Here is a 16,893-nt window from a genome sequence, read left to right as displayed (position 1 = left end):
AATCATCAATTTTATCATTAGCTTCATCCAATGCATCATTTAAATCATTAATAGTATCATTCAAATCACTAATCTGTGAAGCCTGATCATTAATAGTATCATTCAAATCACTAATCTGTGAAGCCTGATCATTAATAGTATCATTCAAATCACTAATCTGTGAAGCCTGATTTTCAATTGTTTCATTCAACTCAGTAATTAGAGCTGATGGATCTTCTATAACAGTTAGAGTAATATCCGTGGTACATGGTTTATAATAATAATCAAGACCGTTATATGTAGCAGTTATTGTGTGTTCACCTGCTTCCAGTTCAGTGTTCTGATATAATTTATTTGTTCTGACACCAGTAGCTTCAACATCCCCCGTAAGATCTACTCTAGCATTTACAATTAAATCTTCAGATTCTTTTTCATAGACTCTTATATCAACCACTACTTTTCCTTCAACATCATTGACTATTACATATTCAATAACTGTATCTTCTCTACTTACTAAATCAACTTCAATTTCTTCACTTTCACTTGCAATATAATAATCATCCGGAGTAAATGTGAATTGAATTGTTGCAGTAGTTCCTTCAGTTGGTTTATAATTGTATGATACAATTCCATTTTCATCTGTTTCCCCAGTATCAATTACTTCCCCATTAATTAATACATTAACTTCTTTACCAACTACAGGTACATTAGTTGCATCTATTAAGGTAGCGTTGATTAAGTTATCTTCATCCAAATTTAGATGTGTGATAGGTGTAACTGTTATTGATGTTTTTATAAGTCTTTCAGGTAATGTTTCATCATTGACTACATTATTGGTTGCAATAATATTACCGTTTCCACCGATTATTTTTTCTAAATTATCACTACTGATAGTTGAATCCTTAATTGTTACATCGTTTAATGTATATACTAAGTCACCCAATACTTTAGCATCATTGTTTTCAAATTTAGAATTTGTGATGTTAACTTGTTGATAAGTGTTTATAGCTGCACCATACAATGCAGTGTTTTCATCAAATTTATTATTGTCTATTGTAATTTTTTTGGTGTTTTCGTTACCATTGTTATCTATTCTTATTGCTCCACCATTACAAGCATCATTTTTGGTAAAATTAGAAGCTGTTATACTTACATCCTGTGTTGTGTTTAGTATATTTATTGCTCCACCACTACCACCATCGCCATCTGGAGATACATCATGTGCTGCAACATTTTCAACAAAATTACTTCTTTGTACTGTTAATTTACCAAGAGAACAAATTGCTGCTCCACCATAATCATTTAGTGTTGCATCCGTGATAGTTGTAACTTTGTTATTGGTAAAGTTTGTTGTACTCACGCTTAAGTTTCCAGTACTATAAATTGCTCCACCATAGTATAATGCTTCATTATTATCAAAGATTACATTATTTTGAGTATTCAAAGAACCATAGTTTATTATTGCTGCACCACTTTCGGCTTTAGCATTTGCAATAGTCATATTTCTTAAAGTAACTGTTTTTCCTTCACCGATTGTTAAGAACTGTTTACCATTTGCATCTATTTTTTTTGAACTTCCATTTATTATTAAGTTACAAGGCATATCATCAAACACTATAGGTTCTGTTTCGGTATATTTTGTACCCACCAAATTAATATATACAAGTTCAACACCCGTATATTCATTGTTAATTTCTTTTGAAACGAGAACCAATTCTTCATAATTTGTTGGAGAAACAACAGGATTATTTACAAAAATACCTGTAACATTATGTAATCCATTTACAGTGACATTATTACCATATTTACTACTTCTCTGAGAAGTAGATACTTTAATAGGTCTTACTCCTGTTATTTCAGTGTTTATTATTGTTAAATCATCGTAATTAAGTGATATTCCATAGTAAGCAGTACTTGTAGGAACATTCTCTTCAAATACGGATTGATCAATTGTTAATGAATCCGTACCAACATTTCCATTATGTTGATCAAATATTGCTGCTCCATCCATTGCCACATTTGATTTAAATGTTGTATCATTTATGGTTGCATGTAAAACCCTATTACGATTACTTTCTTGACAATAATATGCACCACCCTTGTTAGCAGAATTAGCTATAAAAGTACAATTTTCTATAAGTGTTTCCGAAGCAGCACTATCTATAGCACCACCATAACCAACCAATGTACTTCCAGAAATTGCTGTTTGAGGAGCCGTATTTCTTTCAAATGATGTATTTCGTATTGTTAAACTAAGAATTCCAGTTTGTGTTAAATTATTAACACAAATAGCACCACCTCTTGGGTTAAAATTACTTGAACCTACACCATACACAAAATTATCATTGAATACTGAATCTTCAATGATTAAATCATTGTATACTTCTATAGCTCCACCATAGATTGCCTGGTTACCAGTAAATGTTGAATTGGTAATTTTTTTAGTTCCTTGATTTCTACCCTGTTCATCAAAAATATTTATTGCTCCACCATGTCTACCTTTATTGTTGGTAAATGTGGAATTGTTAACAATGAAATCTGATGTACTGTCTATTACACCAATTGCTCCACCATTAGCTCCATTACTTGATGAAGATGTATCCGTATATTCTCCTATGTTTGAATCAAATATAGAGTTATATACATACAATGGCCCTTTTGTACAGATAGCAGCACCATCATCCCCATTTATCCCATCAATTATACGATTGTTCTTAAATGTTGAATCTTTAACTGAGGTTGTTCCTTCGGAATATATTGCAGCACCTGCAGCAATATTACCTGTTTTTTTTGCAATATTACCTTTGAAGGTAACATTATTGATATTTAATGTACCGTAGTTTAATATTGCGGATCCTTTTTCTGCTACTGTGTTTTGTATTATAAGATTATTTAAGTTAAGTGTGTATCCTTCATTGACCGTTATAAATTGATAATTACCAGTACCATCAATTGTTGCCCCGTTACCCTCGATTGTAAGGGTTTTTGCTGTTTCACTTGTTCCCCACACTATCGGTTCATCTACTTCATAAGTTTTTTCTTCTAAAATAATTTCAGTTTCAGCATCTGTTGCATCATCTACATATGATTTTAATTCAGCATAACTTGATGCAGAAGATGCTTCCTTAACATTATTTGTAAATGTTTGCTTTTCCACTTTTATTAAATCGGATTGTTCTTGATTATCTGAACCTACATTAATCATTGAATCATCAACAGAAATTTGATTATTTTCCAATGATTCTGCAGATAATGATCCCAATCCAACCAATAAAATAAGTAATGCACTTATAAAGAAAAGCACTATACTATTTTTATTCATAGATTTTCTCCCAAAAAATTTTAACGGTTAATCAACATTCAAAAAGCATATATATCCTTAAATAAAATAACAACAAAACAATTAGATTTATAGCGAACATTTATTAACAATATTAGTATAATTACAATATATTTAAATATTATCTATAAAAAACAACAAAAATGAATAAAAAAAATATTTAAAAAACATTAAATGTCAAATAAATAGTTAGAATCCTTTTTTAAATAATATAAAAATTCAAAATCGATTAAAAAAAAGAACAATTAATGTAATTGTTAAAAAAAAATAAAAAGATTAAAAAATAAAAAAATAGTTAATTGAAAAATTATCCAACAGGAATTATAAATTTTCTAAACATACTTCCTGCAACACCTGTGCATCAGGATTATTTGGATACATTACCAAAACCTTAGTAAAACATCCAATAGCACTTTGAAAATCATCCAACTCCATATATGCCACCCCTTTATTATTCAGAATAATAGGATTCGAATCATCTATTTTTAATGCATTATCATAGCATTCGATAGCTTCTTCATAACGTTGTAATCCTAACAAAGTATTTCCTTTACTTGCCCAAGTATTTGAATCTTTAGTATCATCCAAACATAATTCTAATGATTTATCATAGGAAATTAGAGCTTCTTCACTTTTTCCTAACATATTAAGTAAAGTTCCCCTTTCATTCCATACGTCAGGATCAGTATCATCCAGTTCCAAAACTTCATCAAAATATTTTAATGCCTCTTCAAAGTCATTCAACATTTCATATATGATTCCTCTCCAATAAAGAATAGTTGTATTTTTTGGATTGATTTTAAATGCTTCATTACTCATTTTTAATGCATTATCAGGTTCTCCCTTGTTTAAATAAACCAATGCTATATTATTATAAAGATATTCATTGTCAGGTTGCAGTTTAATAGCTTTTTTATAATTTTTAATAGCATCCCCAAATTGTCCCAAACGTGATAAGTTATCTCCTATCCTATTTAACAAATTAGCATCATCCGGATCATATTCCAAAGCGGCTTGATAACATAGAGAAGATTGTTCATATTCTCCCATATCAAAGAGAATATCTGCTTTTTTTATTATCATGTTTTTTTGATTGATTGCTGAACCTTCCCACTGAGTAACATGCAACTTTTTAAATTCAAAGATTTGAAACTCATCATTATCTTTTGTATTGTTAGGATAAGATTTTTTAAGATCTTTTTCTAATTCTTTGGAATTTTTATAACCTAATTTATGAGGAAGTTCTGAATTTGATATTATTTCCTTAAATGGAAGTATTTTAACTTTTGTTACCTCTGCTTCGAATATTTTTTCTCTTTCTTTAGATAAAATATTCCAGTAACAAAACAACCTATCCCCACGATATAACGGTTGTTTCCATAACCTCCTAATGGTAATATTCCGTTTTCCAGATATTAAATCAATATCCTTATTCCCTAATAATAAAATCGGCATTTTAATTACTCTTTTTAATTAATTGATTTCCAAATTGTCTTGATTTAAGACGAATTTCAGGTATTTGACATTCTAAATTTTCCAGTATTTCCCTTAAAAATTCGGGATTCGGCTCTTCATATGTAGAAAGACTTGCATCCAAAGTAACCCTATTTCTGAATTGTTGCAATGTGTATCTATCACATCTTAAATTTCTCGTTAATTCATTGATATCTTCCGGATCCAATAATTTTGGAACATATGTTGTTCTACATTCCAGATACACATTATTATCCATTATTATATCAATAGTTTCTGTGATTAATTCTTCAACGTTATTGGGATACATATCACTTATTTTATAATATTTATTTAATGGTGCTTTAATGTCCATTGCAACATAATCCAAATCTTTTAAAATTTCCTTTGTTTCTTCAGGATGTAATCCATTAGTATCCAATTTAACAAGTAAATCATTTTGTTTTGCTTGTTTAATAAAATTTTTTATTACATCCACATGAAGTAATGGTTCACCACCACTTAAGACAATAGCATCAATAAAATCCATGTTATTCTCAACTTCTTCTTCTATTTCCTCAATATCCCATTTTGTTAATTCCTGATTCTTAAGTAACTGTGGATTATGACAATATTTACATCTGAGATTACATCCAGGCGTAAATAATACCAAAGCCATTTTTCCAGGATAATCCAGTGAAGAGTAAGTTGGTTGAATATTCATATAATCACAAAAAATAATATTGAATAAATATATGTTTTTGCATATACTAATAATTTTAAAAATTTTAGAATTACCAAAAATAGATATAAAAAAAAATAAATATTTTCTACTTAAAAACTTAAATTGTAAAATAATAAAAAAAAAACAATAAAAAAATAAATTTAGATGTGATAGAATGTCTGATAAAACAAAAATATATGATGGTGCAAAAGTTATCGGAGATGTAACTTTAAGTGATAAAGTTGGAATTTGGTATAACGCTGTGGTAAGAGGAGATGAAGCTCCCATAACTATTGGTGAAAGATCAAATGTACAAGATAACTGTGTAGTCCATGTAAGTAAAGGTAAACCTGTTAAAATTGGTAAAAACGTTTCTATCGGACATGGTGCAATAATTCACGGATGTACTATTGACGATAATGTAATTATTGGAATGGGTGCAATTGTATTAAATGGTGCACACATTAGAAAAAATTCTCTTGTAGGTGCTGGAGCATTAGTAACTGAAAATAAAGAATTCCCAGAAAAATCTTTAATTATCGGAAGTCCGGCCAAAGCTGTGAGAGAATTAACAGAAGAAGATATTCAAGGCATAACAAAGAATGCTAATGAATATGTCAGATTATCATTTGATGAAGGGTAGATTAATATGGTTAAGACAAGAAGTATAATTGATGAATACAAAACATATGTTCCTGGACGAAGTAAAAAAGAAATTGCTGAAAAATATGGTATTAAAGAAGAAGATATTATTAAACTTGGTTCTAATGAAAATCCATGGGGTCCAGCACCTGGCGTATATGACGCAATAAAAAATTCAATAAATGAAATGAACAGATATCCGGAAAGTAATCATGAATATCTTAAAGAAAAAATTGCAGAATATGCCGGAGTAAGACCGGACCAAGTAATTGTTGGTGGAGATGGGGCGGATGAACTTTTTGATGTTCTAGCTAAAACAGTTATAGAACCTGGAGATGAATTCATTGTACACCCGCCAACATACACATATTATGAATACATTTTCAAACAACAGTTTGCAAAACCTGTATATGCAAAATGGAACATTGAAGAAAACAAACTAGATGTTAACTCCGTTCTTGAAAATATTAGTGATAAAACCAGAGCAATATTTTTATGTACTCCAAATAATCCTAGCGGAGGCCTTATCCCACAAGAAGATATTATTAAAGTCATAGAAGCAACAGATGCATTGGTTGTAGTGGATGAAGCATACTGGGAATTTGCTGAAACAAATAACATTAATCTATTAGACAAATATGAAAACGTATTCATTATTAGAACTTTTTCAAAAGTACTGGGATTAGCTGGTTTAAGAATTGGTTATGGATTAAGTAATCCCGAATTTTTAGAGAAAATGAACAGGATTAAACCAGTATTCAGTTTAACAGTCCCTTCACAAAAAGCAGTTATAGCAACTTTAGAAGATAAAGAATTCATTGAAGAATCAACTAGAAAATCCATTGCCGAACGTGAATACCTGTATGAAAGTATTGATGCCATGAATAATTTGCATATTTACAAATCCAAATCAAATTATTTGCTGGTGGATCTCCATAAAAGTGGATATACTGCTGCAGAATTAGCAGAAAAATTAATGGAACATGGAATAATAGTCAGGGATTGTACTAGTTTCCAGGATTTAGATGAATATTATATGAGAATAAGTGTAGAAACACATCCAAAAAATGAAAAATTCATAGAAGTTCTAAAAGAACTAGTTGAATAATCAAGAACTTCTAATCTTAACCTTCTTGGAGAAAAATATTATCTCCAAAATATCTTCTTTTTAATGTCTTTTAGGATTATGATAAACTAATGCGGCTACAACACTAGCCCTTTCAATAACAGTATGAGTTTGAACAATCTCCTTATAATCAATGATTTCCAACTCTCTTTTCTCCATCATATATTCTGCCATGAATTTAGCTTCTTTTTTTAGTTCATCTATTGGTTTATTTACTCCTTTAGTCTCTATAACACAGCCCATTTCATCAGCTTGACAAAATGCAATTACAGCAGATATTTCATCACCAGGATTATCAGAATATTGATGCGAAAGTACACAATTTGTCATTTCACCCGGCTCTAACTCAGGCATATCAACCAGTTGCGTATTTGGTGGAAGCATACTGGAAACAGGAATTAAGTTAACATTACCAATTTTTGCCTCCAATAACGCATTATCAAAAGCATTGAGTTTTGTTGGTCCTTCAGATGCTCCTTTAGTAAGTGATACTTTCATTACATATTCTCCTAATAAATTGTTAATATGATTTTTGTAAGTTATAACTAATTAATTTAACACTAAATCAAATAATAAATAACAACTACTTCTATTTAACATAGTATGAAATTTACTTATACATAATATTATAATAATTAAATATATGGTGAAAAAGATGTGGGATATGCTTTTACCTATAATGATAGTTGTTGCATCAAATTGTTTTTATCATATCTTTTCTAAATCTACACCACATGGAATTAATGCGTTTGGTACATTGATGATAACTTACTTAACTGCAACAATAATTACAGGAATATTTTTTATATTTATAGTTAAACCAGAAAATGTATTAATGGAATTAGGAAAAATTAATTGGGCTTCCATAGGATTAGGTATTGCCATAATCGGTCTTGAAGCAGGATATCTTTTTGCTTATAGAGTCGGATGGCAAGTTAATACGGCTCCATTAATAGCCAATACTTGTTTAGCAATTGCTTTAATTTTCATAGGTGCGCTATTATACAAAGAAAGCATCACAATTAAACAATTAGCAGGTATTGTAATATGTTTAATTGGCATAATCCTGATAAATATATGATAACATAGCTTTTAACCTAATTAAAATAAATTTATCTTAACATAACATACCTTCTTTAAATACTGAGAAGTTTTTTAATAACTTTAGGTAATAATATTTAATAAAGTATATAATCTTATTTTTACATAAATTATATTAATAATAAAGAAAATTAGACCAAAAATCAAAATATTAAATGGTAATAAAATATCTAAATTAATCATTTTAAAATAAACGGAAAATAATTATAAGGACGTGAGAAGTTAATGACTGATGAAAACAACAAACAAAAATTATCATTCACACAATCATTAAGAGCCAACAATGAAATAATTACCAATATTAAAAAAGAAAACGTTACACAGGAACCTAGAAAACCTAGAGAAAACGAATTACCAATACTATTAATTCCGAACACGATTCTTTTACCTCACACAGACATGACCATAGAATTAGACAAACCACATACAGAGAATATGTTAAAAACCGTAAACAGTGAAAATCAAGGAATAATATTAACTCCAAAAAAGATACCTCAAGATGAAAACGGTACTGTGGAATTTTATGATATTGGTGTCATACTAGAGCTCAAAAACTTACAAGAAGAACCTGAACAATACCAATTAGAACTAAAAGTTAAAGACAAAGTACTTGTATCCGAAATTACTGAAACTGATGGTTATTATCATGGAATTTATGAAATTATTGAAGAAGAAACAAATATTACTGAAGAAGAATCCTTGACAATTAACAAAAACATAAATGATGCCGTTCTTACAATAAGCAATTTAATTCCAAATTCTGAAATATACGCCCAACAAATTATCGGAAAATTAGATACATTAGAAAAAGTTGCAGAAGTCTTCCCTTATATTAGAGTACCTGTGGAAAGGAAACAAGAACTTCTTGAAATGAAATCTGCCAAACTTAGAGCTTTAACTGTTGTTCAATTACTTTTAGAACAAAAAGAAGCCATGCTCATTCAAATGGACATTGCTAAAAAACTCAATAAAAAAATGAGTGAAACACACAAGCAATCCCTTCTAAGAGAACAAATGAAAATGATTCAAGAAGAGCTTGGAATGACTGATGAATCTGATGACCATAAAACATACAGGGAAAAAATTGTGGAAGCAGAACTTCCAGAAGAAGTCGAAAAAGCAGCTTTAGAAGAACTTCGTAAATTAGAAAGGCAAGGACAAAATAATTCTGAAGAAAACATAATCAGAAACTATTTGGATACTATTTTAAGTTTACCTTGGCACAAAGAAACGGATGTTGAAATTGACATTCACAAAGCAAAAGAACAATTAGACAAAGATCATTATGGACTTAAAAAAGTTAAAGAAAGAATCATCCAACATTTAACCGTTCTTAAGATGAAAGAAGAAAAACAAGGTTCTATCTTATTATTAGTCGGTCCTCCAGGTACTGGTAAAACCAGTTTAGGTAGAAGTATTGCAGAAGCTTTGGAAAGACCGTATGTTAGAGCCAGTTTAGGTGGTGTTAAAGATGAATCTGAAATTAGAGGACATCGCAGAACATATCTTGGGGCACTTCCAGGTAGAATAATCAATGGAATGAAAAAAGCTGGAAAAACCAATCCCGTATTTGTATTAGATGAAATTGATAAAATGACTGCATCAATCAATGGAAACCCGACAAGTGCACTTTTAGAAGTATTGGATCCAGAACAAAATAATTCATTTAGTGACCATTATCTGGAAGTTCCATACGATTTATCTGATGTATTCTTCATAGGTACAGCAAACTCATTATCTGATATTCCAGGACCATTACAAGATCGTTTAGAAATTATAGAATTGGACAGTTACACAAAACAAGAAAAAGAACACATCGCTCAAGAACACTTAATAGATGAAGTTTTTGAAGACCATGGATTAACAAGAGATGACCTAATAATTACGCCAAAAACGATTACTACATTAATAGACAAATACACCCGAGAAGCAGGAGTACGTAATCTTAAACGCCAAATAGAAGCTATAGCAAGACACACTACAGAAAAAATTGTTGTTGATGATGTAAAGTTACCATACATTGTAACAGCTGATATGTTATATGATATATTAGGTCATGAAAAAGCACATTATGAATTAGTACCTGATGAAAACCCAGCAGGAGTTGTAACCGGATTGGCATGGACCCCTGTGGGTGGAGACATACTATATATTGAAGCAGCGCTGACACCTGGTGAAGGAAAACTAAAACTAACCGGTAAACTTGGAGACGTAATGAAAGAATCTGCACAAATAGCACAAAGTCTTATTAAATCAAGACTTTCATCATTACTTAAAGATTCTGATTATAATGAACATGATATTCACATACACGTTCCTGAAGGAGCAATACCTAAAGATGGACCTTCAGCAGGAGTAACTATGACAACTACTTTAGCTTCATTAATTACAGGAATCCCTGTTAGTTCAACATTGGCAATGACGGGAGAAATATCATTGACAGGTAAAGTTTTACCGGTTGGTGGAATTAAAGAAAAAATGATTGCTGCACATCGTTCAGGAATTAAAACAGTGCTTATACCAGAACGTAATTTAAAAGATTTGGACGATGTTCCTGAAGAAGTTAAAAATGAATTAACATTTAAAACTATGAAGACCATTGAAGATGTTCTTACAGAAGCATTGAATATTAAACTTCCAAAACCTGAAACTTTAAAAATTGACGTTTCTACCCTCCAACAATAATCTCCTTTTCCAACACTTTTTTTAAAATTCTAAATAATTTTTCAACATCAAAATTTTGAAATAGTTTAAACTAAATAATATTAACCATAAATAGAAGTAGTCGTGTGAAAATGAATGATGAAGAAATAAAATTTTGGTTAGATTTATGTCCCAAAATAGCTGAAAAAGTAGAGCAATCCATAGATTTTGCTAGAGAAGACCCCCATGTTACAAGCATTACAAAAATAGGAGCAGATGGAACTCCCACCCATAAAATTGATGAATATGCGGAAAATGCTGCCATAGAAGTATTAAAAAGTACTGGAAAATCATTGATCGTTATTAGTGAAGAGATAGGTACTATAAAACTTGGAAATAATCAAGCAGAAGCTGTATTAATTATGGATCCATTAGATGGAACAACCAATGCAATGAAAAATCTTCCATGTTATGGTATCTCAATTGCAATTGCATCAACAGAGAAAAACAAATCTTTGGAAGATATAACTTTAGAGGATATTGAAGTTGCATTTGTAAAGAATTTTCCAACCGGTGATACATATTTAGCAGTGAAAGACAAATATGCTTGTAAAAATTCTAAACCAATTCATGTTTCTAATGTTGAAGAAGCAAAAAAAGCCACTTTAAGCACATATCTTTACCGTTCAAAATGTGATATGAATAATATTTATTCTCATGTTAGACGTATGCGAATCATGGGAGCTATTGCCGTTGAAATGTGTTTTGTTGCAGAAGGTATTTATGATGTTTTCCTAGATACCCAAGCAGTTAGAGTATTGGATATTGCTGCAAGTCAATTAATTATTAAAGAAGCCGGAGGATACATTACAGACATTAACTCTAATGTTCTCTCCAGTCAAATAGATTTACTTGAAAAAACCACAATAGTAGCTACAACAAATCAAAAATTACAAGAAGAGATTATCAGATTATTAGAATAAGAGGTGAAATCCTTGAAAATTGGAATTGTTTCACGTACTGATAAAGAAGATGCATTGGAATTAGATCGAAGCATAATTAATTATCTACTTGAAAATAAAGTTGAAGTGGAAATAGATACCAACGTTACAGAAAAACTTACAGAATTTCGTAAGTTTCTTACACCAGTTAATGATATGACATCCGATTTTGTCATATGTGTTGGTGGGGATGGTACTGTCCTTAAAGCCCAACAAGTATTGTCTCCCAAAAAAATTCCTATTTTAAGCATTAATATGGGAACTGTTGGTTTTCTTACAGAAGTTGAACCAGAAGACATTTTTGAATGTTTAGATGAACTGCTTAGCTATAATTTTTTCATTGAAGAACGTTTACAATTGGATGTTTACTGTGATGATGAGTGGAAAACTGTTCTTAATGAATTAGTTATTATGACCAGCCAACCAGGTAAAATGTTAGATTTACAAATTGTTGTTGATGAAGAAATAGTGGATAATGTTCGTGCTGATGGATTAATTGTTTCCACACCAAGTGGTTCTACAGCATATGCAATGAGTGCAGGAGGCCCTATTGTAGATCCAAGAGTAGATGCTGCAATAATCATACCTATATGTCCATTTAAACTAAATACCCGACCAAAAATTGTTCCTGCAGATACAAACATTACCGTAAAATTTTTAAATAAAGATAAAAAAGGTCTTGCAGTACTTGATGGTGTAAATAACAAAGAATATGGTTATATGGAAGAAATTAAACTTAGAAAATCCGATGTTGTAGCATATTTTGTCAGATTTAGAAAAAACTTCTATGAAAGTGTAAATAAAAAATTAACAATGGATTAAAAAAAATAGGAGTGTACTTGATGAATAAAAAAAATATTTTAATCAGTGATGCAAATCATGGCGGTCTCATATTACTAGAAGAATATTCTAAGTACACTCATAACAACTTATTTTTTTATGATATTTACAATAAACTTTCAGAAAATAAAAAAAATGAACTGGGAAAAAAGTTTAATGTAAAATTTTTGTCATTAAAAGAAATACAGGAACATGAAGACTCTTTTATAAAAATTAATCCTGTACATATGCCACCAGTAATTAAAACGGATTATACTCATCATGAATTTGTTGGCTACTTACTAAAGAAAATTAATATAAAAACCAAAATCATACAAGTAACAGGCGTTAAAGGAAAAACCACTGTTACAACGTTATTAAAACATGTTTTAAGCAATTATAATACCCTTATTTTAACTAGTGATAAATTAACATATAACAATAAAACTTTGATGAAAAAACTTAGTATTACTCCGGCCAGCATCATAACGGCCATAAATAAAGCTAAAGAAGAAAAAATTTTCAATGAACTGGATTATTGTATTTTTGAAGTTTCATTAGGAGTTGTACCTAATGGATATATCAACATTTTAACAAACATTTTAGAAGATTATCCCATAGCCAAAGATTCCAGTTGTGCCTCAATTGCAAAAGAGTCTGTATTTACTTCAAAACATACAATATGTGAGTACAGCAGTTATCAAACTTTTTATAATGTCCATAAAAATGTTATCACTTTAAGTTTTGATAATGAAAATGCCGATATTTATTCATGTAATGTCAAATATGATATAAAAAACACAAGCTTTGACATGACATATTTTGATAAAAAATACAATATAACTCATTTTGCATTAAGTGATTTTTATATTACAAATCTATTATTCGCAATCAGTGTTGGTTTAATTCTTAAAATAAATATCAAAGACATAATATCCAATTTAAAATCATCAGCCAATATTGAAGGAAGAAATTCTTACAAGTTTATAAATGATAAACTGATAATTGAAGACATAAATCCGGGACTGAATACTACATCTATAAAAAAATGTGTCGACAACATAACAAAATATAGTGAAGATTACTTATTAATTATTGGTGGTGATTATGGAATTACTTGTGAAGAAATTGATGAAGAAAAATTATATGAATATCTTAAAAACATTAAACCTAAAAAAATAATCTTCACAGGAAAATTAGGGTATAATCTTATAAATAGATTAAATAAATCATACACATATTTCAATAAGCTTAACGAAGCAGTTGAATACTGCATTAAAAAAACGGATAAAATGATAATCCAAATAATTTACAGAAGTGAATATAACTCTAACATAAAGGACACACTATACAAAACATGATGATTTTCTAAAATTTAAAGTTGTTAGATTTTAAAACAATCTTTATTTAAATAAATATTATCTAAAAAGCTATAATTATATAAACTATATTAATGCTTTTAAACAAATATAAATAAAGAGTATAAAAATATTTAATAATCACAGAGTAAAATAAAGAAAGAATTTATATCTAATAACAAGAAGATTAACGATATCATTTTTTTTTAGATTAGATACTTTGAATAGGAGGTATGTTAATTGATAGTTGGTACTAGAGGTAGTAAATTAGCCACTACTCAAACTCAAACTGTTGTTGACTCACTGGAAGAAATTATTGGTGAAAAAATAGAAACTAAAATCATTAAAACAACAGGCGACAAGATTAAAGATTCACAATTATATAATATTGATGCAAAAGGAATATTCACAAAAGAATTAGATACAGCGCTTATCGAAGGAGACATTGATTTTGCTGTACACAGTTTCAAGGATCTTCCAAGTGAATTAAATGACCAACTTACAATAACTGCCATTCCCAAAAGAGAAGCTGTTAATGAAGTGTTAATTTCAAATTATTCATGGGATGAATTACCGGATGGTGCAACATTAGGTACTAGTAGTGTAAGAAGAGAAGCTTTTTGTAAATTACACGAAAAAAATATTGTTACCAAACCAATTCGTGGAAACATTGATACCAGAATAAGAAAAGTAGAAGATGGAGAATATGATGCCACAATTATGGCTCTTGCAGGTATTAATAGACTTGGATTACAAGAACATGTTAAAGAAATCTTCGATGAAACATATATTGTTCCTCCAGCAGGTCAAGGTGCATTAGCAGTTATGACACATAAGGATTCAGAATACTTTGATGTAGTAAGTAAACTGAATGATGACAACACAAGAATTGAAGCATTATGTGAAAAAGCCATACTTGAAACATTACAAGTAGGATGTCAATGGCCTGTAGGAATAGTATCTAAAGTAAAAGGAAATGATATTAATATACACTGTGAATTATTAAGTCCTGACGGAAAAATATTAGCAGACATTAATGAAACTGCTAAAAAAGATAATGCTATTGTAGCTGCAAAATCCATCGGAGAAAGATTGAGAGAGGAAGCATTATGACTAAAACAAACGTTGGAGTTATAGGAGTGGGAGCAATGGGATACAACCATGTGCGAATATACTCCGAACTAGAAAATGCACATTTATTAGCAATATCAGATATGGTTAGAGGTACATTAGATTCTGTATCAAAAGAATTTAACACAGTAGGTTATGTTGATTTTGATAATATTCTCCAGTTAGATGATTTAGAAGCCGTTAATATTTGTGTACCTACAGTATTTCACCATGATGTAGTTATGAGCGCCATTGAAGCAGGAAAAAATGTTCTTGTTGAAAAACCTATAGCATCAAAACTTGATGAAGCTCAGGAAATGATTGATGCAGCAAATGATGCAGGAGTACTTTTAGCTACAGGTCACGTTGAAAGATTTAATCCAGCAGTTAGAGTAGCAAAACAATTAATTGATAATGGTGAAATTGGAGAAGTTGTAACAGCAAATGCAAAACGTTTAGGTCCGTACCCTCCACGTATAAGAGATGTCGGAGTAGCAATTGATCTTGCAATTCACGATATTGATATATTCAACTACTTATTTGAAGGTAAAGCAAATACTGTATATGCCAATATGAGCAGTAATCTTAAAAACTGTGAATTTGAAGATCATGCTGAAATTATGACTAAATATGACAATGATGTTTTAACAATTCTTGAAACTAATTGGTTAACACCATACAAAAAAAGACAATTAAACATTACTGGTGTTGATGGAATAATTTCAGTAGATTATGGAGAACAAACTGTTACAGTATATAAAGAAAACAACAAAGTTGAAGAAGTTAAAGTGGAAAACAAAGAACCATTGAAAGAAGAATTAAGATCATTTGTTAATGCGGTTCAAAATAAAACATCACCAGAAGTATCTGGACAAGATGGATTTGAAGCATTGAAAATTGTTGATGCCGCTATGAGATCATCAAAAGAGAAAAAACTCATTGAATTTGAATAAGGTGGGATAATAATGAATTCTATATTAATCGAAAAAGCAACAGAACTTAAAAATAAAGGATTGACAACCGGTGAAATTGCTGATGAATTAAACATATCCAAAGACACAGCACAATGGTTAAGTATGCAAATGACAAATGTATCCAAAACCAAACAAAAACAAAAACCGGATGACTTTGCAATTAATTGGAGAACTATTGGTTCATCATCTGCCAGAATGCAATTTATTTCAAGTGCATTAGCAGATTTAGCTATTGAAGATACGGACATAGACGTAGTTGTAGGTATAAGTGTAAGTGGTGTACCATTCGCAACAATTATGGCAGAACTTTTAGATGCTGAATTATCAGTATTCCACCCAATCAAACATATGAAAAACGAATCAGCACAGGGTGCAATAAGTAATAACTTTGCAAATATCAAAAATAAAAATGTTGTTATTGTAGATGACGTTATAACTAGTGGTAATACTGTAATTGATGCTATAAAAGTATGTAAGACACAAGGTGCAAAACCAGTAGCAGTAACCGTCTTAGTAGATAAAAAAGGAATAAATGAAATAAACAATGTACCTATTAAATCCTTAATTAAAATTAATAAAGTAGGATAATTCTTACATTTAACCCCCTTCAATACACTTATTTTA

Annotated in this window: 14 protein-coding genes; 10 read left to right on the top strand and 4 right to left on the bottom strand. The window is 30.0% G+C overall.

The window, feature by feature from the left end; all coding sequences use genetic code 11:
- The 3 genes from QZZ11_RS03700 to QZZ11_RS03690 all read right to left on the bottom strand — a co-directional run.
- The coding region (locus tag QZZ11_RS03700) for a hypothetical protein (protein ID WP_292473713.1) at positions 1 to 3,301 on the bottom strand (3,301 nt) is incomplete at its 3' end.
- A 339-nt stretch (positions 3,302 to 3,640) separates the two neighbouring features.
- Positions 3,641 to 4,774, bottom strand: a complete 1,134-nt coding sequence (locus tag QZZ11_RS03695) for a tetratricopeptide repeat protein (protein WP_292473711.1) — start codon at positions 4,772 to 4,774, stop codon at positions 3,641 to 3,643.
- 1 nt (position 4,775) lies between these two features.
- Entirely contained in the window at positions 4,776 to 5,495 is a 720-nt protein-coding gene (locus QZZ11_RS03690; protein WP_292473709.1) for an anaerobic ribonucleoside-triphosphate reductase activating protein, read from the bottom strand.
- A 175-nt stretch (positions 5,496 to 5,670) separates the two neighbouring features.
- On the opposite strand from QZZ11_RS03690, the gene QZZ11_RS03685 reads away from it, so the two are divergent.
- Together QZZ11_RS03685 and hisC are read left to right on the top strand one after the other, a co-directional pair.
- Positions 5,671 to 6,138, top strand: coding sequence for a gamma carbonic anhydrase family protein (locus tag QZZ11_RS03685; protein WP_292473707.1), 468 nt, complete (start codon positions 5,671 to 5,673; stop codon positions 6,136 to 6,138).
- A 6-nt stretch (positions 6,139 to 6,144) separates the two neighbouring features.
- The gene (hisC, locus tag QZZ11_RS03680) at positions 6,145 to 7,245 is read left to right on the top strand and encodes a histidinol-phosphate transaminase (protein WP_292473705.1); all 1,101 of its coding nucleotides are present in this window, start codon (positions 6,145 to 6,147) and stop codon (positions 7,243 to 7,245) included.
- A 60-nt stretch (positions 7,246 to 7,305) separates the two neighbouring features.
- Here the strand turns inward: hisC and QZZ11_RS03675 are convergent, their stop codons facing one another.
- Entirely contained in the window at positions 7,306 to 7,761 is a 456-nt protein-coding gene (locus tag QZZ11_RS03675) for an arginine decarboxylase, pyruvoyl-dependent (protein WP_292473703.1), read from the bottom strand.
- Positions 7,762 to 7,906: 145 nt separating this feature from the next.
- Between QZZ11_RS03675 and QZZ11_RS03670 the strand changes: the two genes are divergently transcribed.
- The 8 genes from QZZ11_RS03670 to QZZ11_RS03635 all read left to right on the top strand — a co-directional run bounded on the left by QZZ11_RS03670 (position 7,907) and on the right by QZZ11_RS03635 (position 16,857).
- Positions 7,907 to 8,344 carry an EamA family transporter gene (locus tag QZZ11_RS03670; protein WP_292473701.1) on the top strand — a complete coding sequence of 146 codons (438 nt, stop codon included), beginning with the start codon at positions 7,907 to 7,909 and terminating at the stop codon, positions 8,342 to 8,344.
- A gap of 245 nt (positions 8,345 to 8,589) precedes the next feature.
- A complete protein-coding gene (lon, locus tag QZZ11_RS03665; RefSeq protein ID WP_292473699.1) occupies positions 8,590 to 11,049 on the top strand; it encodes an endopeptidase La in 2,460 nt (819 codons plus the stop codon).
- A gap of 110 nt (positions 11,050 to 11,159) precedes the next feature.
- On the top strand, positions 11,160 to 11,990 hold the full coding sequence (locus QZZ11_RS03660) for a bifunctional fructose-bisphosphatase/inositol-phosphate phosphatase (protein WP_292473696.1): 831 nt from the start codon (positions 11,160 to 11,162) through the stop codon (positions 11,988 to 11,990).
- Between the two features lie 12 nt (positions 11,991 to 12,002).
- Positions 12,003 to 12,830, top strand: a complete 828-nt coding sequence (locus QZZ11_RS03655) for an NAD(+) kinase (protein WP_292473694.1) — start codon at positions 12,003 to 12,005, stop codon at positions 12,828 to 12,830.
- Positions 12,831 to 12,850: 20 nt separating this feature from the next.
- Positions 12,851 to 14,188: a coenzyme F430 synthase gene (gene cfbE, locus QZZ11_RS03650; RefSeq protein WP_292473692.1), complete on the top strand. Its 1,338-nt coding sequence runs from the start codon at positions 12,851 to 12,853 to the stop codon at positions 14,186 to 14,188.
- Positions 14,189 to 14,425: 237 nt separating this feature from the next.
- A complete protein-coding gene (hemC, locus tag QZZ11_RS03645; protein ID WP_292473690.1) occupies positions 14,426 to 15,298 on the top strand; it encodes a hydroxymethylbilane synthase in 873 nt (290 codons plus the stop codon).
- On the top strand, positions 15,295 to 16,248 hold the full coding sequence (locus QZZ11_RS03640) for a Gfo/Idh/MocA family oxidoreductase (protein ID WP_292473688.1): 954 nt from the start codon (positions 15,295 to 15,297) through the stop codon (positions 16,246 to 16,248). Before hemC ends, QZZ11_RS03640 begins: the two co-directional genes overlap by 4 nt.
- A 12-nt stretch (positions 16,249 to 16,260) precedes the next feature.
- Positions 16,261 to 16,857, top strand: coding sequence for an orotate phosphoribosyltransferase-like protein (locus tag QZZ11_RS03635; protein WP_292473686.1), 597 nt, complete (start codon positions 16,261 to 16,263; stop codon positions 16,855 to 16,857).
- Positions 16,858 to 16,893 lie beyond the last annotated feature (36 nt).

It is taken from the genome of Methanosphaera sp., from assembly GCF_016282985.1.
Taxonomy (GTDB): domain Archaea; phylum Methanobacteriota; class Methanobacteria; order Methanobacteriales; family Methanobacteriaceae; genus Methanosphaera.
Note: the sequence above shows the minus strand (reverse complement) of the source record. Positions and strands in the feature narration are given on the sequence as shown.